We start from the raw sequence: 22,821 nt of genomic DNA on the forward strand, positions 1-22,821 counted from the left end.
TTCAATTCATCCGACAAAATCCGGTTGATAATTTAGCTTCAATAACTGTTCGAGAATGCCACGTTCGCCAGCGTTTGAAAACGACATTCCATTCAAAACCATGCGAATTGTTCGATAAATCCACATGAATTTGCACAAACAGATGAATATCGCGATTTTTCAGCCTCTTACAGTATGCTAAAATCCAGTGTCGAATTAGCTAACTTTTCACAGAAAGAACAAGATGTCTGGACATAGCAAATGGGCCAATATTAAACATAAAAAAGCCGCTACCGACGCAAAACGCGGAAAAATCTGGACCCGGTTGATCAAGGAAATTACCGTGGCAGCCAGAATGGGCGGCGGCGACATCAACAGTAACCCGCGCCTGCGACTCGCAGCAGAAAAAGCGACCGCAGCCAATATGCCGAAAGAAAACGTGCAGCGTGCCATTGCCCGTGGCACCGGAACACTGGACGGCGTCAATTATGAAGAAATCCGTTATGAAGGTTACGGCATCAATGGTGCAGCCATCATCGTTGACTGTCTGACCGACAACCGGGTCAGAACTGTTTCTGAAGTTCGCCACGCCTTTTCGAAATTCGGCGGTAACATGGGTACCGAAGGTTCGGTTTCTTTCATGTTCAAACATTGCGGCCAGCTGTTTTTCGCTCCCGGTACCGATGAAGACAAACTGATGGAAGTGGCGCTCGAGGCAGGCGCGGAAGACATCATCAGCGATGACGAAGGCGGTTTCGAAGTCATTTGCGCGCCGAATGATTTTGCGCAGGTCAAGGACGCGCTGGAAAAAGCGGGCTTCATCCCTGAAATGGCGGAAATCGTCATGAAACCGGATACGGAAACCGAATTTACCGGCACAGACGCTGAAAAAATGCAGAAGCTTCTGGACGCTCTGGAAAATCTGGATGACGTACAGGACGTTTATACAAACGCCGTCATCGACGAGGAAGAATAAAATCTTTCGAACGTTTGTAAAAACTGCTTCATCAACAGTCAAGGAAACATTCGCTCAATGAAAATTCTAGTGATCGGTTCTGGAGGCAGGGAACATGCTCTGGCATGGAAACTGGCCCAATCGGTAAAAATCCAGAAAATCTACGTTGCTCCCGGAAACGGTGGAACGGCTCTGGATTCACGTCTTGAAAACGTGAACATCAGCAATCCTGATGAATTGGCTGAATTTGCCATTCAAAACGATGTCCAGTTAACGGTCGTCGGACCGGAAGCGCCACTGGCTGCCGGCATCGTCAATATCTTCAGAGCGAAAAACCTGAAAATTTTCGGGCCTACGAAAGAAGCTGCGCAACTGGAAAGCTCAAAGGATTTTGCCAAATCCTTTATGGAACGGCATGGGATTCCGACCGCGAAATACCAGACCTTCTCCGATCTGGCTGCCGCGCACAAGTACATCGATGAACAGGGTGCCCCTATTGTCATCAAGGCAGACGGTCTTGCCGCCGGAAAAGGCGTTATCGTCGCCATGAACCTTACGGAAGCTCATGATGCCGTCGACATGATGCTCTCCGACAACAAGCTGGGGGATGCTGGCGCCCGGGTCGTTATCGAGGAATTTCTGGAAGGTGAAGAAGCCAGTTTCATCGTTCTGGTCGATGGCAAGAACATCCTTCCACTGGCAACCAGTCAGGATCACAAGCGTCTTCTGGACAACGACAAAGGCCCCAATACAGGCGGGATGGGAGCCTATTCCCCTGCGCCGATCGTCACACCTGCCCTGCATGCACGTGTGCTGAGAGAGATCATCACACCGACAATAAACGGCATGAAAAAAGACGGTATTCCCTTCACCGGTTTTCTGTATGCCGGTCTCATGATCGACAAGGAAGGGAATCCGAAGACACTGGAGTTCAACTGCCGCATGGGCGATCCGGAAACACAGCCTATCATGTCAAGGCTGAAAAGCGATCTCGTCTATGTTATGGAACATGCCGTTAACGGGACGCTGGATAAAGTCGAGCTCGAATGGGACAGGCGTATTGCACTGGGCGTTGTTCTCGCGGCAGCAGGCTATCCGGAAAATCCGGTCAAAGGTGCCATCATTTCGGGTATTCCGAAAGAAACGGAAAACCAGATCGTTTTCCATGCCGGTACAAAACTGGACAGCGAAGGAAAACCGGTTACGTCCGGTGGTCGTGTCCTGTGTGTCGTCGGTCTGGCCGATACCATGCGCATGGCCCAGAAAACGGCCTATGAAGCCGTTGAAGCCATTCATTTTGACGGCGTACAATATAGAAGTGACATCGGGTGGCGTGCCTTGAAATCATATAAAACGGGCTCATGATTTTTTCATCATGAGCTGAAATGTTCAATCCGTCGTTTCCACAACGTCTTGATACGGTGGGAACGGCCCGGGCTTAAATGGAGTCGATTTGACTAGACGATGCATTATTCTTTTGGGAGGCAGCTTCGATCCGGTTCATATAGGCCACGTCGAGCTTGGGAAATATTTTTGCAAGTTGTTCAAGACGAATGAACTGCGCCTGATACCGGCGGGGAACCCCTGGCAAAAACCCCTGTTGAAAGCAACGCCGGAACAACGGATCGATATGCTCCGGCTGGCCTTCGAACCGCTTGACCTGTCGGTTACGGTCGATACGCAGGAAATCGACAGGCCGGGTGCGACATACACGATCGACACCTTGAAAACCATCCGCAAGGAAGTCGGTAACGACACACCACTGGTTTTCATTATGGGTGCCGACCAGCTTTTGAGACTCGATACCTGGCATAACTGGCGACAACTCTTTACGTTGACACACATTGCCGTATCGGCACGACCGGGTTTGTCCAATTCATTGACACTGATTCCGAAATCCATTGCAGACGAATTTTCGAAACGATTCGCCGAACCTGACAGAATTAAATCTTCGCCATACGGTCTAACCTATCTCGCCCGCGATGTCCAGGTAAATGCATCGGCGACAGAAATCAGAACGGCATTGCAGAACGATCAAAGTCCGGTTACATTGGTACCGGAACAGGTTCTGAAATACATTAAAGAAAACAATCTATATAAAAATTAAATGGAAATAGAAAAATTACAGGCTCTGGTCATCGACGCTCTTGAAGACGTGAAGGCGGCGGATATCGCCCTTTTCGACACCAGCAATCTGACGAGCCTTTTCGAACGGATCGTCATTGCATCGGGTAATTCCAACCGTCAGACAAAAGCACTGGCTGCGTCAGTGCGTGACAAGGTCAAGGAATCCGGTGGCGACATCATCAGTATTGAAGGCGAAGATACCGGCGAATGGGTTCTGGTCGATCTTGGCGACATTATCGTCCATATCATGCAACCGGCCATCCGCAATTATTATCGCCTTGAAGAAATCTGGGGTGAACATCCCATCGATATCGAGGCGGCAAAAAAACCGGTTGAGCCGAAAAAGAAAACCGTCAGAAAACCGGCTGCAAAAGCAAAACCGGTTACTGCAGCTGATGCGCCTGCAAAACCCGTTCGCAGAAGAACAAAAAAGGTAACTGAAGACAAACCGGCAGAAGGTTAACCGGCATGCAAGTCACCGTCGTCGCTGTCGGTCATCGCATGCCTGACTGGATCGAGTCGGGTTACAGGGAATACGCCAAACGGATGCCGCCTGAATGGCATTTCGGCCTGAAAGAACTGAAACCCATCGACCGGTCAAGCAGCAAAACAGCCCAGACCGTCATGGCTGGAGAAGCAGCGAAAATCCTGTCCGTCATTCCCAAAAATGCCCGTATCATCGCGCTGGACGAGCATGGGAAGGATTTTTCCACCGTACAACTGGCCAGCAATATGAAACAATGGCAACAGGACGGTCGTGACATTGTTTTCATCATTGGTGGCGCTGATGGTCTGGACCCCGACCTGAAGAAAAAAGCCGATATGCTCGTGCGTCTTTCTTCCCTGACGCTGCCGCATGGCATGGTACGCATTCTTTTGACGGAACAGTTGTACCGGGCATCGACCATTTTGCAAAACCATCCTTACCATCGGAGTTAGCCATGAGCCATTCCGACACGCAAATGATTTATCTGGCATCGAAAAGCCCGAGAAGACAGGAATTGTTGAACCAGATCGGCATTCAGTTTACCGTTCTCGATGTGCCTGCACAGGATACTGCCAATTCCGATATGGTCGATGAGACAGTTTTGACCAATGAAAACGCAGCTGATTACGTCAACCGCCTCTCCCGCAACAAAGCCGACTGCGCATGGCAATTTTTGATATCCCGTGACGTCGCAAAATATCCTGTCCTGACAGCCGACACGACTGTGGTGCTGGACAACCTGATTCTCGGAAAACCGCAAGACCGGGAAGAAGCTTGTGAAATGATGAAACGGCTCTCCGGAAAAACCCATCAGGTATTGACCAGTGTAGCCATCAAAAACGACGAGTTCTTTTCACAGGCTCTTCAAACATCCTGTGTGACATTTGCCGAATTAACTTCCGAAATGATCGAAGCTTATATCGATACCAGTGAGCCTTATGACAAGGCCGGTGGATATGGCATACAGGGACTGGCAGGCAAATTCATCAAACATATTGAAGGCAGCTATTCGGGCATCATGGGGTTGCCGTTATACGAGACAAGCGAACTGTTGAAAAAAGCGGGTATAGCCATACCATGAAAGAAGACATACTGATCAATATCACCCCTCAGGAAACCCGGATCGCAATCGTTTCCGAGGGAACGACACAGGAACTTCATATCGAACGCTCCCTGACGAGAGGACTGGCAGGTAATATTTATCTCGGTCGCGTCGTTCGTGTCCTTCCGGGCATGCAATCCGCCTTTATCGATATCGGGCTTGAAAGAGCCGCTTTTTTACATATCGACGATATCTTCGAAGCGCATCAGGACAAGACATCCGCAGACAAGCCTGTTCCGATCGAAAAAATGCTTACCGACGGACAGTCGATCATGGTACGCGTCATAAAAGACCCCATCGGTACCAAGGGCGCACGTCTTTCCACACAGATTTCCATTGCCGGAAGGATGCTGGTTTACCTGCCAGAGGAACCCCACATCGGCATATCCCAGCGCATTCTTGATGAAAAAGAACGTGAATCGTTGAAGAGTCGTTTGCAGCAACTCATGGCACCGGATGAGAAAGGGGGCTATATCATCCGGACAATGGCCGAAGACGCCTCCGATTCCGATTTGAAAACGGACGCCTCATTTCTTGAAAAAATCTGGAAAACCCTGAAAGAAAAAGCATACGTCACCCCTCCTCCTGCGCTTCTGTATCAGGATCTGAACCTGGCTGAACGGGTACTGCGGGATTTCGTGCATGAAAAAACCAACCGGATTCTGGTAGATTCGGAAGAAGAATTTTTGAAACTTCAGGAATTCGCAAAAATATACACTCCCGACATTCTCGACCGTCTGGCTTGCCATGAAGGCGACAGGCCGCTCTTTGACCTGTATAACGTCGAGGAGGAAATACAGCTGGCTTTATCCAGACGGGTCAATCTCAAATCCGGAGGATACCTCATCGTTGACCAGACCGAAGCCATGACGACCATCGATGTCAATACAGGAGGCTTCGTTAACGGACGGACGTTCGATGACACTATTTTCAAGACCAATCTGGAAGCCGCTCACGCCATTGCAAGACAACTGCGACTGCGCAATCTGGGCGGCATCATCATTCTTGACTTCATCGATATGGTCAATCCCGAACATCGAAACGCTGTCATGGATGAACTCCGGAAAACGCTGGCTCACGACAAGACGAAAGTGTCGGTATCTGACTTTTCGGTTTTGGGTCTTGTTGAAATGACCCGGAAAAGAACACGCGAATCACTGTCGCATATTCTCTGCGAACCGTGTCCCGTCTGTCAGGGGCGTGGCGAAATCAAAACCCCACAAACCATCTGCTACGAAATCATGCGCGACATCATGCGTGAGGCCAAGCAATTCAGCCCGAAAGAATTCCGTATTCTGGCATCTCAAATTGTAGTGGACCTGTTTCTGGAAGAAGAATCCCAGCATCTGGCGGCTTTGGGGGACATGATAGAAAAACCGGTTTCACTGCAGGTTGAACCCACTTATGCCCAATGGCAATATGAGGTCATTCTGATGTAATGTATGAGGCTGCCTTACAAAAATTTTGTTTTGATATAACGCATTCCCCAATTCAAACCAGTCAAATAGTTCCCTTTTTTAAAGGAATATCGTGCATACCTGCGCATTTCCTTATAGTTTTTGGGCATTTCAAGCCCATCCCATACTGTTTTTTTCTGATAATTCAGATACAAGCCAGTTATATCATCAAATATGTTATAACAATGCCATGGTTTGACGGGCCCAACAAAATGAATAAATTTTGCATTTTCTGGAACCGAATATTTCTCCTTTTTCTTGTCTAATTGCTCTGCATTGATCATATAATTCCAAATGTTATCCAGGTAATGCACCTTATCAATCATAACCAGATTCAAAGCATCCTGGTCAATTAGATTGAAGCCGCTTCCTTTTTCATTCAAAACCGATAAAAGCTGCCCATACACGTTATTTTTATTCCATTTTTCAATATCCATCATCAGAACACCTGAATTGAAATAGCGTTTCTGGAATGAAGCATTTTCATTAAGATAAGTTTCCGAGTCGATATCTTCTACAACTGCCAATATTTCATTTTCATCCATTTCCAGATGAAACAAATCCGAAATGTTATTTATACAGATAATATCTGCATCCAGATATAATGCCCTGTCTGTCAGTCCTTGTAATAATTCCGGAATAAAGAATCTTAGAAACGCCCCCGAAGTAATATGTGAGAAATTAGAAAATTTTGGAAATATCGACAAATCAACATCAATAAAATGAAAATTTATTTCTGCCTGAAGCGTAAGCATTGATTTTTTGATTTCATCAATAACCTTATCACTCAAGTCATTATAGATAACATGGAAAATAATATTACTATTCTTATTATTTTCCAGAATGGAGGCTATTGTTACGCACATTTTAGGCGCATATATCGTGTCCACTCCAAAAGCTATATGAAACTCATTCTTCATAATATCATCCTGAACTTAGCTACAATCTCAATTAATATATGTCCAGCTTAACGCATCGTCGAGAATTATACTTTTCAACACGCCCTCTCATTAGAAAGTATAAAATCCCCAGGAACTCAGTAAATCCACCAATCATTACATTGATAATTTTTCAATATATCCGGATGTAACGGCTCAAGATTACCTTTCACAAATGATTCCAATCTATTAATAGAATCATATCCAATTACAAAAAAGCGTGAAGCATCATAAAAATCACTGCTTAAAACCAGCCGACGATTTGTTATGATTTTCCTATTCAAGATCAATGCCTCTGGAATACGAAAAGAAAATCCTTCCTGCTGATTTATACGACACATATCAATGACTATTTCAGATTTGCTTACATAACCCAGATACCTCGAATACGATATGCGTTCTCGCTTAATATTATCTATATTAATGATATATTCATTAATATAATTGGGTGCAGATTGAAAAATTTGACATAATTTTTCCTTTATTTTCGAAAAATCATCCAATCTTGATTTATCCTCTACACTCTTATATGACCCTATGAAAGTGTATAAGTAATCTCTCACACCAATATCCATACTTTTAATCACTTGACCATTAACAGCATTTGGCTTGTAACATATATCAAGTAATTCTGCATCATACTCTGAATAAGATTCAGCCCCCTCAATAACTTTATTTTCAATAAGACTACGAATATCCCCTCGCAGTTTCGCAGGATCATTCGTTATATGGCTGACACAATCATGCAATCGGATGTAAATCTTTTGATTCGGATGTAATATTTTATATGCTTTCAATAAAAAAGGGGAAACCATATTTGCAAATACAGAAATCCCGCTTGTATTATCACACAAAAATTTACGTGAAATACCAGCAAGGACAAAAATTAAAAAATTCCGAGATGGCTTCGAATGGCCTGAAATCTCTTTTACACTATAATCAGGAAAATGGTATTTATAAATTTCAGCAACATGCTCATCGGGTGTAAATATATTCCTTTCACCTACCGAACCGCTTATAATATCAACCAGATTCCATATTCCAATTACTTTGCCATAATTTACAAAGAAACATTTTATTATTGCCCGTTTTATTTTATCAATCAAATTTAAATTTTTCTTTGGAGGGCTTCCATAAAAATGATATCGTCCAGATAATAGTCCCCAAAAAGAAAAATCCTTTATTCCTTTCTTATAATTGATATTTCCAAAATATTTCTTTAAAATGTCAGGCAATTCTTCCAGAGAATGACATTCTGAAAGTATAAAAATTTCAAAATCGTTCTTCGCTCTTGTCTTTCCTCGATATTTAATATTTCCAAACCATCGATATAATGTATGCATTGCCATAACAACGTTCTGTAATATATTAGGATTTCTGTAAAAACCTGGTCAATGTAATCTGAGGAAAAATACATTACAAAAAAAATTTATCATACCTCAAAATTTTTCCAATACTCCAATAAGCCGCTTTCCACATACGAAATACAATTTACATTCAGCTCATCCCCCACACTTATAAACTTGATATACCTTTTAAGGCCTCAATGCGGTTGCCTTTCAACGATCTTTCGAATCGATTCCAGTTTTCAGTTTTTGAACTTCTATCATTTTCAGGATGCCATAAATGCAGAACCGGCACAGCGAAACGACCATCTTTTATATGAACGCCTAATCTGAGCATACGAACGGCAAAATCCGAATCTTCATAACCCCAACCGGAAAAACTGGCGTCAAAACCATCAACGATCAGAAAATCTTTTCTCCAGACTCCGATATTGCATCCTCTCAAAACGCGCCAATCATTGGCACGACGATTTCTGTATTTTTCCAGATCCAGTCTGAGCCAACCAAGAGCTTTATTCGTCTTTCCACTCCATTTGGCAAGAAACCATTGAAAAACACCCCAGGAACAAGGCTCGTTTAGTCTGGATGAAATCAGTAAATCCGATGTATAAGTTTTTGATAAAAGAATTCTGTTACCCGCCACAACTTTCCCGGATTCTGCAAGTCTTTGATGCTGCGAAACAAAATCGGACATAGGAATGCAATCACCATCGAGAAATACAAGATAGTCTCCGGCAGATTCCAAAGCCGCCTTATTCCGTATTTCAGCCAGTCTAAACCCGTTATCTGGATGCCAGACATGTTTCAGGTTTTCACCAAAAAAAGGCCGATATTGTTCGATGACTCGCATCGTTGGCTCCCTTGAGCCATCATCAGCGATAATTAACTCCCAATCGTTTTGATCAATTTCTTTTTGCTGACAAAATCCGGCCAAAACTGCATTGAGTGCATCCGGACGATTATAAGTCGAGACAATGACAGAAATTTTCATGATTCTAAAAGACGAATTAACTCATCAAGATAAGCATCGAAGGAATAAGGATAATGAATGCAGCATTCAGGGGACGCAATCACCAGATTTTCCGAGTCGAACCTATCCAACATTTTCAGCAACAGTTCACGCAATGCATCAGCATTTCGCGCAAAAGAATAACTGGCCGGTTGCGATAACACTTCAACTGCACCAATCGTATCGGCCAATAGTACCGGCGTCCCACATAAAATAGATTCAGGCCCGACCAGTCCAAAAGGTTCATAAACAGAAGCCAGGATCGTTGCATCAGCTGCAGCATAAATTTCAGGCATATTCTCGCAAAATCCCAGATTCAGAACATGAGAACCTTTCAAAGGATTTTTTCCGGCCACAGCTAATACGAGGCGTTCGTCCATCCCTTCCAGCGCATCAAGAATCAGCCGTGCACCTTTTCTTTCGTGATCATTTGAAGGAAACAACAAAACAAACTGATTCGACGTTACCCCCAGTTTCTCTCTGATTTTTTCGCGATTTTTCCTGGCATTGAGATTGAAAACCGCTGTATCAACTGAAGGATAAAGGGCTTTGACCTTTTCCGGACTGATCTTGTATTCGTTAATGATTTCATTCCGAATCTGGTTGGAATGCGCAATTATCACTTTTGCATTGCCGTATAGTTTTTCTTCATTGGCAATAACCTGACGATCGAAAAAACCCGGTCTTTTTCCTTTGTCGCGCAAATGGACCTTGTGGGTTCCACCGGAAATAACAACATCCACTTTCCCCGTTACCCGGGATATGCCAATAGTCGGCCAATTCTCATTCACATAATTTAGTGCCTGATGCTCAAAACGATTATTATTGAAACGAGAAAAAGGCGTTCTGTCAGGCAAAACAACAAACTCAACACCTGAAGGGTTTTCCTTCCATTCGACTTTACGGGTAATCACCCGTAAAGATATGCCTCTGGATGAAAATCCAGTAATCAAGTCCAATACATGCCTGTCCATTCCCCCTTGTGGGCGAATGGAATGAAAAACAAGATTGATTCCCGGCAAATTATTCATTTATTTTATTTTTCCTGGCGCGTCTGATTTCAATTGCATGCGCATATTTAAGATAAGAGCCTACCCCTTTACAAATCGATAATGTCAACCCATCAAGCCCGACCAGAAAACCGGCTTTTAAAACATAATGACTCAGAAACGACCAGAAACCATGCATGAATGGTTGCCAGGAATACAAACGTTTGTCACTATCTGCCAGATTTTTTGCCAGCCATCCCGCATATTTACACTTTTCGACCATATCAAGATAATCACGATATGAATAATGGGTAATATGGATTGGCTCACTGATGGATGATTTCGCTTCAACATAAGTATGTGCGACTACGGGTATAAACGATGCCCTGTCTTTTCTGAACAATCGCTTCACATAATCCGGGTATTGACCAACATGCGGCGTAAAACGATCACCGATAAGATTCCGGCGTCGGGTCTGTATCAGATCGACACCCAGATCATCCAGGTTTGTCCGTTTGACATACTGGACGAAATCATCCTCCAGTCGTTCATCTGCATCCAGATTCAATATCCACTGATGTCGGCAATACGGCAAGCCATGAGTACGTTGCGGTCCATCGCCAAGAAATGGTTTTTGAACAATGACAGTTGCGCCCTCCGCTTTTGCAAGCTCCACCGTATCATCGCTACTGCCCGAATCAACCACCACAATATCATCACAAATCTGCTTCATGGAACGCAAGCAATCGACGATATTGCGGGATTCGTTCAAAGTGATTACCAAACCGCTTATTTCATTCATAGCCAAACCTCAAAATCAATTCGCAAATGTGACAATGCATAGCTTCCGGACTACCTTAAATATTTACTCGTCACGATCTCCTTAACCTTTTCAAAAATGAGTGAAGGCATCAATTTTTCCATGCAGTTATGGTGTCCTAAAGGACATTCTCTTTTCTGACAGGGTGCGCAATCCAGATCCAGTGACATAATATACGACTGGCTTGAAAATGGCGGGGTATGCCGATAATCAGTCGAACCGTAGAGAGCGACAACGGGAAGATCAAAAGCCGATGCCACATGCATCAGGCCTGAATCATTTGTGACCAGAAGATCGATTCCGGCAATCAATGCAATAGCTTCTTTCAGGCTTGTTTTTCCAGCCAGATTCAATGTACCAGGCACATTCGAATGAATGGCTTCACATACATCATTATCCTTTTTTGACCCCAGCAGAACAATCTGTGTCCCAGGGTAGCATTGGATAATTCGCGCGGCCAACGCTGAAAAATGAGAGACAGGCCATCGCTTTGCCGAACCGAATTCGGCACCGGGGGCAAAAGCAACGATCATTGTGCCTTTTTCAAGATTCAGCTTCTTTTTTACAGCATCAACCGCTTTCTCATCAACATGCAAACGGGGATGAAGAGATTCAAACCTGCCCTCTATATTTCCATCAGGTTTATCGATCAGAGCGGCATAAAAAGCCATCATCGGCCGTGGATGACGTTTATCGTCATAATGAATGACATTCAACAATCCATAACGAGACTCACCCAGATAGCCAATACGTTCCGGAATCTTCGCCAGCCATGGAATCAGGGCGAATTTCAGTGTATTAGGCAAAACATAAGCCTGATCATAATTCAACGTCCTTAAAAATTTCGCCATTGTCCAGCGATCTTTCAACTGCAATTTGCCGTGTTTGAAAGTCGATTCATGAACCTGATTCACTTCTTCCATTGCCTGCCAGACGGGAGCTACCCATGCAGGAGCCAAAACATCGATTGCCACGTCCGGATAACGCAGCCTCAACAATTGGAGTAAAGGCTGTGCCATAATGGCGTCACCAATCCAGTTGGGCGAAATGATCAATACGCGCGAAGGCATCATTCTTTGAATTGCAGATGGTAAAGATTCGAATAGGTTCCGTTCTTTTCCAGAAGTTCGGCATGCGTTCCGATTTCCACGATTTTACCGCTGGTTATCACAGCGATTCTGTCTGCATGCTCGATAGTGGAAAGACGATGGGCAATCACTATCGTCGTCCGTCCTTTCATCAAGGTATTCAAGGCAGACTGAACGGCTTTTTCCGACTCGGTATCCAGTGCCGAGGTCGCTTCATCCAGAATCAGAATCGGCGCATCCTTGTAAATTGCACGCGCAATGGCAATCCGCTGTCGCTGGCCGCCGGAAAAACTCATGCCATTAACCCCGACAGGCGAATTCAATCCCTCTGGCAATTGTTCAATCACATCTTTAAGATATGCCGCTTCGATAGCCGCTTTAATTCTTGAGACGTCCGGATTGGCATCACCATAAGCTATATTTTCCGCAACAGTTCCGTCAAACAAGACAACCTGCTGGTTCACCATGGCAATTTGGGAACGCAGGCTTTTTAAAGACAGTTTATGAAGAGGAACACCATCCAGTCTGATTTCACCTGAAACCGGTGCATAAAATTCAGGAACCAGATGGCTCAAGGTTGATTTGCCGCCACCGGACATCCCGACAAGAGCCAGTGTTTCACCCGGATTGACCGTCAGGCTGACATCCGATAAGGCAGGCTTTGCCTGTCCTTCATAACTGAACGTCACATGATCGAATTCCAGTTTTCCCCTGGCTCTTCCTGGCAGATCAAACCCATCCTGCCGTTCGATCGGTGAATTCATAAGATCGAAAACTGACTTTGTCGCAACTATGCCTGCCTGCAAGTTGTTATTGACATCGGCCAGACGACGAAGTGGCGGCAGCATCATTAACATGGCAGTAATGAATGAAACAAACCCCCCAACCGTTGTCTGATCATGACTGGATTGAATCAGGGCAATCAGAATGATAATCGACACACCTGTCGCTGCGATCAGCTGGGTCAACGGCATGGTCATCGCCTGAGTACTCACCATTTTCATCATGAATCGTCTCAACTGGTAAATACACTGTCTGAACCGGTTCTGTTCAAAGGTTTCCCCATTGAAAATCTTGATAACTTCCGAGGCACGGGTTGTTTCAGTCAGCATTTTAGTCAATTGCGCATTGACATTCCTGAAATCCTCGTTCAATTTCCTCAATCGTCTTCCCGACAATCTCATCACCACTGAAACGAGCGGGATCAGGATCATCGTCACAATGGTCAGACGCCAGTTCAGCCATAATAAATACACAAACAGGCCAAATGCCGTCAAAATATCCCGGACAATCGACGTCATGATATTCCTGAGCAGATCAACGACCTGATTTGCTTCATACATGAGCGAATTGACGACCTGTCCCAGCGAATGCTTTGAATAAAAATCCCTTCCCACACGCAAGACACGGACATACATTTTTTCGCGCAACTGGTTGACCAGATTCGATGTTATCCAGGCCATCGTGTAATCCGTCAGAAAAGTGGCACTTCCCCGGATAACGAAAACACCAATGATTACAAACGGAACCAGCCAGAAACTGAAGGTAGGATTTTTGACAAACCCGTCGTCCAGAACGAATTTCAGGATAACAGGAAATATTGGCTCGGTTCCGGCAGTAATCAACATACCGATCAATACAAGAATCATACGTCCCTTGTATTGAAGAGCCAGCTTGATCAATCTTTTGATAGGTGAGGATAAATTCATAAGTTCATATCGTTCTGCAAACATTCTGAATGCAAAATAAAAACATCTTTAATTTGGCAAACCATCGGTCAGTATACCTGATCGACAGGTTTCTCATTCTCAATACAGGAAGCAAAAAGGTGATTTTATTCGAAAAAAACCAAATAACCAATTTCAGATGAAAAAAGACAAGCCCTTTTCATTAATCCGAAAGCTTGTCTTTGTTTGAAGAAAGAATTCGAATAAACTATGCAGACGTACAAAACCTGGCAAGCTATCCATTCAACTGAAACGATCAGTCATTCTTATTGCCAAAAATGAAAGCGCTAATATTCTGGAATGTCTGGATAGCGTTAAATTTGCAGACGAATGGATTATAGTTGATTCAGGTAGCAATGACGATACTGTTCGACTGTCATTGAAACGGACTGGCCCGGTTTCGGTCCACAAAAAAACAGGGCTCTGGATGCGGCAACAGGTGACTGGATTTTATCCATTGACGCAGACGAACGCGTCACTCCCGAGCTCGCCAATGAAATTCTTCATGTTATACACTCGCCCGATACGGTGGATGCTTATGAAATCCCAATAAACCGGTCAATATGTCACTTTAGCGTCTTTAAACTGCTGACTTAAACTGTTAAGACATTCGTCATTCGGGCCCAACAGACAATTGGCTCCAAAATCGATCCGGCATTTATTTCCATCGACAATATAATCAGCAATCAATTGCATCCCATCCTCTGTCTGCCAGGGTGTGATAGTCTCTTTCAGTTTCGCAAGATTGAATTTTTCCGGAAGGGTGAATGAAATATGTTGCCCGAAATGCAATCTTGAACCAGAAATATCCAGCGCATCGTCGGCATTCAGTCTCAAACCGCCGGAAAACCGGTCTTCCGACACTTTTCCAAACACGGCAAGAAATTCATCCTCTTTGAATATCGGACGTTTCTGATCCATCAGTTCGGAAAAAATCGTTACCTCAATGGTTCCGCTTCCATCATCCAGAGTAACGATCATCATCTTGCCACGCTGGGTCATCTGCGTACGGTTACCCGAAATCACACCGGCCACCCACTTCGGATCGCGGGAAGGTTCGAGCTCGATGATTCTCGTTTTGGCAAACTGCCGCGCTTCAGCGGCATAGGCATTGAATAGATGTCCGGAAAGACAAAAACCCAGTACGCCTTTTTCTTCCGTCAATTTATGCTTTTCCGTCCAGTGTGGAACCTGGACATATTCAACGGTATTGATAACGGCTTCTTCCTCACCGAACAGACTGACCTGATTGGCCGATGCTTCCGCCTGCTCAGCCGCTTCAATAGCCAGATCGACTGACGCCAGCAAAACCGCGCGATCGACATTGAAACAGTCGAACGCCCCGGCACGAATCAGGGACTCGATCGTCCTGCGATTGATCTGGTGCTTGTCGACCCGCATGCAAAAATCGAACAGGTCGGTAAACGGTCTTTCTTTTCTGGCTTTGACTATCGCTTCAATGGCACTTTCGCCTGATCCTTTCACCGCACCCAGACCATAGCGGATTGCCGAAACCGGTTTTTTACTGACACTTGGGGCTTCTCCAACCGGAGTAAAATAATATTCGGAATGATTGATATCAGGCGGCAGGATAGTCAAACCGCAAACTTCAACGGCATCTTCGACAAGCACTTTTACCTTGTCGGTATCGTCCATCGCCAGCGACATATTGGCTGCCATGAACGCGGCGGCATGGTGTTGCTTCAAAAAGGCCGTCTGGTAAGACAGCAATGCGTAGGCAGCCGCATGCGACTTGTTGAAACCATAGCCTGCGAACTTTTCCATCAAGTCGAAAATTTCGTCCGCTTTGGCTTCAGTCAAATCGTTCTTGGCCGCACCGTCACGGAAAATCTGGCGATGTCTCGCCATTTCATTCGCATCTTTCTTACCCATCGCACGACGCAACAGGTCGGCGCCGCCAAGCGTATAGCCTCCGATAACCTGCGCCATCTGCATGACCTGTTCCTGATAGACCATAATCCCATAGGTCTCGGACAGAATGCCCTTCGTCCGCTCATCCGGATATTCAAATTTTTCGCCATGTTTGCGGCGGCAGAAATCCGGTATCAGATCCATCGGACCGGGACGGTACAGCGCAACCAGCGCGATAATGTCCTCGAAACGGTCGGGTTTCGCATCTTTGAGCATGCCCTGCATGCCGCGACTTTCAAGCTGGAACACGGCAACCGTTTTTGCCTTGATCAGCAAGTCGTAAGTCGCCTTGTCGTCCAGCGGAATGGTATCCAGATTGAAATTCGCCATTTCCGGATCAAGCTGGCGAATGTATTTCACGGCCAGATCCAGAATCGTCAGGGTCGTCAAACCCAAAAAGTCGAATTTGACAAGCCCGACGGCTTCAACATCGCTCTTGTCGAAATGGGAAACGACGCCGGCTTCTCCACCCTGTGTGTAAAGCGGACAAAAATCGGTCAGCTTGCCGGGCGCAATCAATACCCCCCCCGCGTGCATGCCGACGTTACGGGTAATGCCTTCGACCTGCTCGGCCAGCGCCAGCAACTGTTTGACTTCTTCTTCCGATTCTTCCCGTTCGGCAAGCAGCGGTTCCTCTTTCTTCGCTTCGGCAATCGTGACCTGTTTGCCGGGTTTGAATGGAATCAGTTTGGAAATGCCATCGCAGAAGTTGTACCCAAGATCCAGAACTCGCCCGACGTCACGTACCGCCGCCTTGGCGGCCATTGTACCGAACGTGGCAATCTGGGACACGGCATCCTTGCCATAACGGTCTTTGACGTACTGGATAACCTTGTCGCGGCCATGCTGGCAAAAGTCCACGTCGAAGTCAGGCATGGAAACACGTTCCGGATTCAGGAATCGTTCGAAAATCAGGTTGTACGCCAGCGGATCAAGGTTGGTGATCAACAATGAATAAGCGACCAGCGATCCGGCCCCGGACCCACGACCCGGCCCGACCGGAACGCCATTGTTTTTCGCCCAGCGGATAAAATCGGCCACAATCAGGAAGTAGCCCGAAAATCCCATATTGATGATCGTGCCGATTTCATAATCAAGACGTTCATCATACCGTGGACGCTGCGTTTTTCTTTCTTCCTCATCCGGAAACAATTCTTCCAGTCGCTTTTCAAGCCCGTGTTTGGCTTCGCTGGTCAGAAATTCATCCAGTGTCATGCCATCCGGAGTCGGGAATTCCGGCAATTTGTGATGTCCCAGTTCAAGAACCAGATTGCAGCGACGGGCAATTTCCACCGAATTTTGAATCGCGCCAGGAAGATCGGCAAACAGCTCCGCCATTTCTTCCTGAGTGTAAAAATACTGGCGTTCATTGAAGTTATGGGCACGCCGTTTGTTGGAAAGAATTTCCCCTTCGGAAATACAGGTTCTCGCTTCATGGGCGGCAAATTCTTCCTGGGACAAAAACTGTACCGGATGAGTGGCAACCACCGGCAATTGCAATTTGTCTGCCAGTTCAACGGCATGCCGCAAATACTGCTCCATGCCGGAATGCCCTGTACGCTGAATCTCGATATAGAAGTTGTCCGGAAAAATAGAGGCCCATCTTCTGGCACATTTTTCAGCATTGTCGAAACCGGACGCTTCGAAAGCCATCCCGATATCGCCCTGTTTGGCGCCAGAGAGGGCAATCAGTCCCATATCGCCTGTCTTTTTCGACAGCTCTTCAAGCCATTCGATCCGGATTTCCGCCCGACCACGCCACTGGTTTTCCAGCCATGACCTGGACAGCAGTTCACATAAATTCAGATAACCTGTTCTGTCCTTGACCAGCAACAGAAGCCGGGACGGTTTTTCCCTGTCGGCATCGTTCGTAATCCAGACATCGCAGCCGCCAATCGGTTTGACCCCTTTTTTCCGTGCCGCCTTGTAAAATTTGATCAGGCCGAAAAGATTGGCCAGATCGGTCAGCGCCATGGCCGGCTGGCCGTCTTTGGCAGCGGCGGCGATAACGTCTTCAATCCGGACCAGTCCATCGACGATGGAATATTCTGAATGAAGACGGAGATGAACGAAACGGGTATTATTCATGCGGCTATTTTACTTCGGGTTTTCCTGTCTACCCAGAGAGTTTAACAGGGAAAAATCGATTTTATTTTTTCGGTTTCGGCAATCCGCCCAGCAAAGCGGCAATCGGTTTTTTAACCGTTTTCAAAGCCGGCTTCTCCGACTCTTTATCCGATTTGGTGGCTGATGGCACATAAGGCTGATCGAACCAGGGGTCTTTGCTCTTCTTTTCCAACCCGACCGATTTATAGGGACTGCGGTCGAACCGTTTGCCGTAAGCTGTCCCTCCCGTTTCTGGGGAAACATGCTTTTCACGTTCAAAATCCGTAAGTTTTTCCAGTGGCAACTGGCGTTTCGTCAATTTTTCAATTTCTTTCAGCAAGCGTTCGTCTTTTTCCGAATACAAGGAAATCGCTTCTCCTTTGGAGCCGGCCCGACCCGTTCTACCAATACGGTGAACGTAATCTTCAGCCACGAAAGGCAAATCGAAATTGATCACGCAGGGCAGCTCTTCAATATGCAAACCGCGTGCAGCCACATCAGTTGCCACGAGAATATCGATTGAGCCCGATTTGAACGCTTCCAGCGTCGCCATTCTTTCAGCCTGCGTCTTGTCGCCATGAATGGCGGAAGCCTTCATCCCCTTTCGTTCCAGCTGTCTTGCCAGACGGGACGCTCCCGCTTTGGTATTCGAAAAAATGAGGACCTGTTCCTGATTCCTGTCTTTTAACAGATGTTCAACCGCGGCGTTTTTTTCACTTTCCTCGATCCGGTAAACGGTCTGTTTCACATTTTCAGCCGTGGCATTCTGCCTTGCGACTTCCACTGTAACTGGATCTTTCATGAAACTTCTGGCCAGTTTTTTGATGTCATTGGAAAAAGTGGCTGAGAAAAGCAGATTCTGCCGCTGTTTCGGCAACAGATTCACGATACGCTGCAAATCGGGCAAAAATCCCATGTCCAGCATTCTGTCCGCTTCATCCAGAACCAGAATCTGTGTGTGTGAAAGATTGACGTTTTTTTGCTGAACGTGATCCAGCAGCCGTCCCGGAGTGGCAATGAGGATTTCAACACCGGCGCGAAGAATACTGGTCTGGGATGAAATATCGACACCACCGAAAACTACCGCAGATTTAACTGGCGTGTATTTGGCATATCGTTTGACATCTTCAAATACCTGATCCGCCAGTTCACGTGTCGGCACCAGTATCAGAGCCCTGACGGGATGACGCGCGGGCGACATACTGGTATTGGCTGAAAACAGCAAAGACTGGAGCATCGGAAGAGAATAACCGGCCGTTTTTCCCGTCCCGGTCTGCGCTGCGCCCATCACATCCTTGCCTTCCAGCACAAGGGGAATCGCCTGAACCTGAATCGGGGTGGGAGAAACATATCCCAAATCATCCAGTGCCTTGAGAATATCCGGAGACAAACCGAAATCCTCAAATTTTTTGTCTGAACCAGTTTGGGTCGTCTTTTGCGGTATATCTGACATAACTACTTGATTTCTTTATATAAAACTTGCAACCGGTATAAGGGGGATATTGCGATTCGCCCTTACCGACGAAATAAATCCGGAAAGATGTATTGTACGATAGACGGACTTCAAAAAGCAGGCTTTTGTCTTATTCCGTCTGAAAAGCCTTATATCAAGCTTATACATCCCTTCCATTCGGCCTCTTCGATTTTCAACCGGACCACGCTTTTTTCAGGTCGTGCGCCTTGTGAAAATTCTGAATACAGATTTTTGATTTTTACAAAATCATTCAATCCCAATACACTGTCTTTCCTCTCTTCCTTTTGTATCCACCAGGGAAGGTATAAAATCTTTCCTGTACTCACATAATCACCAGCAGTCTATTCCATGCTTTCCCCTTTGCTTGTCTTTCTCAAAAACTGGACACTGCCTTTAGCCATGCTGGCAGGCGGCATCGGATTCCCGATTTTCAGGAACCTGTCATTTCTGACACCTTATCTTATCTTTACAATGTTACTGCTGACTTTTTGTAAAGTTCCCCTCGAAGATTTGAAATTCAGACCCGTGCATATCTGGTTGCTCGTCATCCAGATCGGTGGTGCCATTGCGGTTTACTCTGTTTTGAGCCCTTTGAATGTTCTGGTTGCGGAAGGCGCTTTCATTTGCGTTATTGCACCAACCGCCACTGCTGCGGCTGTCATTACGGACAAACTGGGTGGAAGTGCGGGCAGTCTGATCAGTTACACCCTTTTGGCCAATCTCGGAACCGCCATCGCCGCACCGGCCCTTTTCCCACTCATTCATCCATTAAGCCATGAAATGAGTTTTTCGATGGCGTTCCTCATTATCCTTCAGAAAGTTTTTCCTCTTTTGATTTGCCCGTTCATTGCTGCAATCCTGTTGCGTCGTTTTACCCCGGGCATTCATAAAATACTGACCAGCTATAACGAAACCGCCTTTTACCTCTGGGCGGTGGCCCTGATCGTCGTCATGGCACAAACCGTCAATACGCTTGTCAACGAACCTGAAGACGGATGGACGGAAATCTGGATTGCCCTGGCAGCCGGGGCTGTCTGCTGTTTGCAGTTTTACATTGGAAAAAGAATCGGCAGCCGATATCGTGAACGCATTAGCGGAGGACAGTCGCTCGGCCAGAAAAATACCATTCTCGCCATCTGGATGGCCCATGTTTACATGAGCCCGATTACTGCTATCGGTGCCGGTTCTTACGTCGTCTGGCAAAACATCATCAATTCCTGGCAACTCTGGAAACAGCGTAAGAATATCAAGGCTGGCCTCGTCGATCCCGCCAAAAAAGAAGTCTGAAAAGAAAAACGGAATCCGTTTTTTCAAACAGCATCCGCCTTTCATTTTTCCCCTGATTTTTCTCAACACCCCCGCGTCCCTTTCTGTCATAAAACTGTTCATAAAGAGTGCTGTCAGACACACAGCCGTTTTAACTGGTAATCCTTCAAAAACGAGTGTCCCGGCAGCGTCTTTACAAAGAACCGTTTGATCCACCACTTTTTTCATTTTTCATAATGGACAATTCCACATCGGATATCGGGGATATCCTCTCCAGAATCAAAAAGGCCTTTGTGACACGCTTCAGCCTGCGCACGGATCAGGCCGATGACGACCAGATCGACCATAACATCCGAAGTGGGGTCGAACTGAACGGAACGTACTTGTGGACACTGATGTGTGCCATTCTGATTGCATCCATCGGTCTTAACATCAACTCTGCCGTTGTCGTCATCGGCGCCATGCTTATTTCACCGCTGATGGGCCCGATCATGGGAATCGGGTACGGTGTCGGCATTTACGATTTTCGCCTGATTCACAAAGCCCTGAAAAATCTGGCAATCGCAACCATCATCAGTTTCATTACGTCGGCCATTTATTTCTACGTCACACCGTTAAATGAAGCCCAGTCGGAATTGCTCTCTCGCACGTCACCGAACATATGGGATCTGTTGATCGCTGTATTCGGCGGACTGGCCGGAATTATCGGGCTGACCCGAAAAGAAAAATCGAACGTCATTCCCGGCGTTGCCATTGCTACCGCATTGATGCCACCGGTCTGTACAGCCGCCTACGGTTTTGTGCACGGAAACATGTCTTACTTTCTGGGAGCCTCCTATCTTTTCCTGCTCAACTGTATTTATATCGCCCTGTCATCTGTTCTGGTTGTCTGGTTCATCAGCCCTGAGGCAAGACGAAAAATCAATGAAAAACTCCAGTTCCGATTGAAGGCTTTTCTGCTCACCGTCGTTTTTGTCAGTTGCATTCCCAGTGTTTTCATCGCCGTCAATTTTGTCAACAACCAGATATTCAATTCCAACGTATCCACGTTCATTTCAAAAGAACTGGTGTTCGATAACACTTTTCCGGTTGACTACAAGTCTTCCTATAAGAACAAAACCATCAGTGTCGTTTTGGTCGGACATGAATTGAATGAACAGACCGTGGAAGACATCCGCAAGAGCCTGGCAAAATATGGACTGCCCGATACAAAACTGGAATTGAAACAGGTCGGCGTTCACGAACAGGACATCAATGCCATCAGGACTGCTTTGGCAAAAGATATCCTCGCAAACAACAATCAGGAAGCGCAAAAAAAAGAACAGATTCTTGAAACCATACAGGCCGAAGCCCAATCTGCAGCGCAAAAAGCGAAAGAAGAAAAAGAAACGCTGTACAAAGGCATTGCAGATGAGGTGTACATCCAGTATCCCGATGTCAATGAACTGTTTTTCGCTGACGCCTATATCTCAAAACAGAGCGCCGAAAACAAATTCAGCGAGGTTCCGACAGTCATCGTCCTCAGCAAGAAAGTGTTGAAAAAAGACGTCAAAAAGAAAATCGAAAAATGGATGAAATACCGTTTCCAGTCACAGAATGTCCAGATTATTTTTGTGAACCGGTAATTTCATACTTTCAAAAAAAACAATAAATCATTAACAGGGAAAAAACCGGCAAGAACAAGACAGCCTCTTATAAGATCACTATTTTAAGGTGGCACCTTTTCTTTGGTTCACACAGCTTTCAAGTGTCGGCTGGCGAAAAGAAACATATAAATATCAAACATGGAATCAATTCCGATATTGTTTTATTTGTAAATGTTATATATTCATTAAGTCTGAAAGATTTCAACACGCTCTACAAGCAACTGTATCTCCGAAGTTAACAGAACCATCTTTTGCCCGGTTTTTCCGAAAAACCGGGCAAGCATGCAGGGCATTTAACCTGACTACGAACAAATGCCGACGATCTGCTGGCGAAGTGGCGTCTTCAGGCTATCAAAAGGTGCCTTTCTGACAA

18 protein-coding genes and 1 pseudogene are annotated in these 22,821 nt (G+C 45.8%); 10 read left to right on the forward strand and 9 right to left on the reverse strand.

What is annotated here, in order from left to right; translation table 11 throughout:
* The first annotated feature begins 223 nt into the window (after positions 1-223).
* The 7 genes from BRW83_RS10365 to rng all read left to right on the forward strand — a co-directional run bounded on the left by BRW83_RS10365 (position 224) and on the right by rng (position 6,089).
* Positions 224-955, forward strand: a complete 732-nt coding sequence (locus BRW83_RS10365; RefSeq protein ID WP_005879541.1) for a YebC/PmpR family DNA-binding transcriptional regulator — start codon at positions 224-226, stop codon at positions 953-955.
* Between the two features lie 57 nt (positions 956-1,012).
* On the forward strand, positions 1,013-2,299 hold the full coding sequence (purD, locus tag BRW83_RS10370; protein ID WP_036602498.1) for a phosphoribosylamine--glycine ligase: 1,287 nt from the start codon (positions 1,013-1,015) through the stop codon (positions 2,297-2,299).
* A gap of 88 nt (positions 2,300-2,387) precedes the next feature.
* Positions 2,388-3,041 (forward strand): nicotinate-nucleotide adenylyltransferase, encoded by a 654-nt coding sequence (gene nadD, locus BRW83_RS10375; protein WP_086131814.1) that lies wholly within the window; start codon positions 2,388-2,390, stop codon positions 3,039-3,041.
* Entirely contained in the window at positions 3,042-3,524 is a 483-nt protein-coding gene (gene rsfS, locus BRW83_RS10380; RefSeq protein ID WP_005879537.1) for a ribosome silencing factor, read from the forward strand.
* Positions 3,525-3,529: 5 nt separating this feature from the next.
* Entirely contained in the window at positions 3,530-4,000 is a 471-nt protein-coding gene (rlmH, locus tag BRW83_RS10385) for a 23S rRNA (pseudouridine(1915)-N(3))-methyltransferase RlmH (protein WP_005879535.1), read from the forward strand.
* A gap of 2 nt (positions 4,001-4,002) precedes the next feature.
* Complete coding sequence (locus BRW83_RS10390; protein WP_005879533.1) at positions 4,003-4,629, forward strand: Maf family protein; 627 nt, start codon at positions 4,003-4,005, stop codon at positions 4,627-4,629.
* On the forward strand, positions 4,626-6,089 hold the full coding sequence (rng, locus tag BRW83_RS10395) for a ribonuclease G (RefSeq protein WP_005879532.1): 1,464 nt from the start codon (positions 4,626-4,628) through the stop codon (positions 6,087-6,089). Before BRW83_RS10390 ends, rng begins: the two co-directional genes overlap by 4 nt.
* Before the next feature lie 14 nt (positions 6,090-6,103).
* Here rng and BRW83_RS10400 read toward each other — a convergent pair whose 3' ends face one another.
* The 7 genes from BRW83_RS10400 to msbA all read right to left on the reverse strand — a co-directional run bounded on the left by BRW83_RS10400 (position 6,104) and on the right by msbA (position 14,006).
* Positions 6,104-7,027 (reverse strand): glycosyltransferase family 8 protein, encoded by a 924-nt coding sequence (locus tag BRW83_RS10400; protein WP_005879531.1) that lies wholly within the window; start codon positions 7,025-7,027, stop codon positions 6,104-6,106.
* A 116-nt stretch (positions 7,028-7,143) separates the two neighbouring features.
* Positions 7,144-8,394: a WaaS/CpsH family glycosyltransferase gene (locus tag BRW83_RS10405; RefSeq protein WP_005879530.1), complete on the reverse strand. Its 1,251-nt coding sequence runs from the start codon at positions 8,392-8,394 to the stop codon at positions 7,144-7,146.
* Positions 8,395-8,560: 166 nt separating this feature from the next.
* The gene (locus BRW83_RS10410; protein WP_005879529.1) at positions 8,561-9,382 is read right to left on the reverse strand and encodes a glycosyltransferase family 2 protein; all 822 of its coding nucleotides are present in this window, start codon (positions 9,380-9,382) and stop codon (positions 8,561-8,563) included.
* On the reverse strand, positions 9,379-10,431 hold the full coding sequence (locus BRW83_RS10415; protein WP_081442175.1) for a glycosyltransferase family 4 protein: 1,053 nt from the start codon (positions 10,429-10,431) through the stop codon (positions 9,379-9,381). The genes BRW83_RS10410 and BRW83_RS10415 overlap by 4 nt, the downstream gene beginning before the upstream one ends.
* Positions 10,424-11,191, reverse strand: coding sequence for a glycosyltransferase family 2 protein (locus tag BRW83_RS10420; RefSeq protein ID WP_005879527.1), 768 nt, complete (start codon positions 11,189-11,191; stop codon positions 10,424-10,426). The genes BRW83_RS10415 and BRW83_RS10420 overlap by 8 nt, the downstream gene beginning before the upstream one ends.
* Positions 11,192-11,241: 50 nt before the next feature.
* Entirely contained in the window at positions 11,242-12,282 is a 1,041-nt protein-coding gene (waaF, locus tag BRW83_RS10425; RefSeq protein ID WP_005879526.1) for a lipopolysaccharide heptosyltransferase II, read from the reverse strand.
* A complete protein-coding gene (gene msbA, locus BRW83_RS10430; protein WP_036602496.1) occupies positions 12,279-14,006 on the reverse strand; it encodes a lipid A export permease/ATP-binding protein MsbA in 1,728 nt (575 codons plus the stop codon). Before msbA ends, waaF begins: the two co-directional genes overlap by 4 nt.
* A gap of 265 nt (positions 14,007-14,271) precedes the next feature.
* Between msbA and BRW83_RS10435 the strand changes: the two are divergent.
* Positions 14,272-14,591: pseudogene (locus tag BRW83_RS10435) on the forward strand (glycosyltransferase family 2 protein); the annotation flags it as partial.
* On the opposite strand, the gene dnaE reads toward BRW83_RS10435, so the two are convergent.
* Both dnaE and BRW83_RS10445 read right to left on the reverse strand, forming a co-directional pair.
* Positions 14,583-18,044, reverse strand: a complete 3,462-nt coding sequence (dnaE, locus tag BRW83_RS10440) for a DNA polymerase III subunit alpha (RefSeq protein WP_005879522.1) — start codon at positions 18,042-18,044, stop codon at positions 14,583-14,585. The pseudogene BRW83_RS10435 and the gene dnaE sit on opposite strands and share 9 nt — an antisense overlap.
* Positions 18,045-18,105: 61 nt before the next feature.
* Positions 18,106-19,515 (reverse strand): DEAD/DEAH box helicase, encoded by a 1,410-nt coding sequence (locus BRW83_RS10445; protein ID WP_005879520.1) that lies wholly within the window; start codon positions 19,513-19,515, stop codon positions 18,106-18,108.
* 369 nt (positions 19,516-19,884) lie between these two features.
* On the opposite strand from BRW83_RS10445, the gene BRW83_RS10450 reads away from it, so the two are divergent.
* Both BRW83_RS10450 and BRW83_RS10455 read left to right on the forward strand, forming a co-directional pair.
* The gene (locus tag BRW83_RS10450; protein ID WP_005879519.1) at positions 19,885-20,823 is read left to right on the forward strand and encodes a hypothetical protein; all 939 of its coding nucleotides are present in this window, start codon (positions 19,885-19,887) and stop codon (positions 20,821-20,823) included.
* A gap of 215 nt (positions 20,824-21,038) precedes the next feature.
* Positions 21,039-22,427, forward strand: coding sequence for a TIGR00341 family protein (locus BRW83_RS10455; RefSeq protein WP_005879518.1), 1,389 nt, complete (start codon positions 21,039-21,041; stop codon positions 22,425-22,427).
* The last annotated feature ends 394 nt before the right edge of the window (positions 22,428-22,821 follow it).

This window comes from Oxalobacter formigenes (genome assembly GCF_002127965.1).
GTDB lineage: Bacteria > Pseudomonadota > Gammaproteobacteria > Burkholderiales > Burkholderiaceae_D > Oxalobacter > Oxalobacter formigenes.

Excerpts from the sequence above, each read along its gene's own strand:
- dnaE (WP_005879522.1), bottom strand. The coding sequence starts at position 18,044 with ATGAATAATACCCGTTTCGTTCATCTCCGTCTTCATTCAGAATATTCC.
- waaF (WP_005879526.1), bottom strand. The coding sequence starts at position 12,282 with ATGATGCCTTCGCGCGTATTGATCATTTCGCCCAACTGGATTGGTGAC.
- BRW83_RS10445 (WP_005879520.1), bottom strand. The coding sequence starts at position 19,515 with ATGTCAGATATACCGCAAAAGACGACCCAAACTGGTTCAGACAAAAAA.
- BRW83_RS10365 (WP_005879541.1), top strand. The coding sequence starts at position 224 with ATGTCTGGACATAGCAAATGGGCCAATATTAAACATAAAAAAGCCGCT.
- msbA (WP_036602496.1), bottom strand. The coding sequence starts at position 14,006 with ATGAATTTATCCTCACCTATCAAAAGATTGATCAAGCTGGCTCTTCAA.
- purD (WP_036602498.1), top strand. The coding sequence starts at position 1,013 with ATGAAAATTCTAGTGATCGGTTCTGGAGGCAGGGAACATGCTCTGGCA.
- BRW83_RS10450 (WP_005879519.1), top strand. The coding sequence starts at position 19,885 with ATGCTTTCCCCTTTGCTTGTCTTTCTCAAAAACTGGACACTGCCTTTA.
- rng (WP_005879532.1), top strand. The coding sequence starts at position 4,626 with ATGAAAGAAGACATACTGATCAATATCACCCCTCAGGAAACCCGGATC.
- BRW83_RS10455 (WP_005879518.1), top strand. The coding sequence starts at position 21,039 with ATGGACAATTCCACATCGGATATCGGGGATATCCTCTCCAGAATCAAA.
- BRW83_RS10390 (WP_005879533.1), top strand. The coding sequence starts at position 4,003 with ATGAGCCATTCCGACACGCAAATGATTTATCTGGCATCGAAAAGCCCG.
- BRW83_RS10400 (WP_005879531.1), bottom strand. The coding sequence starts at position 7,027 with ATGAAGAATGAGTTTCATATAGCTTTTGGAGTGGACACGATATATGCG.
- rlmH (WP_005879535.1), top strand. The coding sequence starts at position 3,530 with ATGCAAGTCACCGTCGTCGCTGTCGGTCATCGCATGCCTGACTGGATC.
- rsfS (WP_005879537.1), top strand. The coding sequence starts at position 3,042 with ATGGAAATAGAAAAATTACAGGCTCTGGTCATCGACGCTCTTGAAGAC.
- BRW83_RS10410 (WP_005879529.1), bottom strand. The coding sequence starts at position 9,382 with ATGAAAATTTCTGTCATTGTCTCGACTTATAATCGTCCGGATGCACTC.
- BRW83_RS10405 (WP_005879530.1), bottom strand. The coding sequence starts at position 8,394 with ATGGCAATGCATACATTATATCGATGGTTTGGAAATATTAAATATCGA.
- BRW83_RS10420 (WP_005879527.1), bottom strand. The coding sequence starts at position 11,191 with ATGAATGAAATAAGCGGTTTGGTAATCACTTTGAACGAATCCCGCAAT.
- BRW83_RS10415 (WP_081442175.1), bottom strand. The coding sequence starts at position 10,431 with ATGAATAATTTGCCGGGAATCAATCTTGTTTTTCATTCCATTCGCCCA.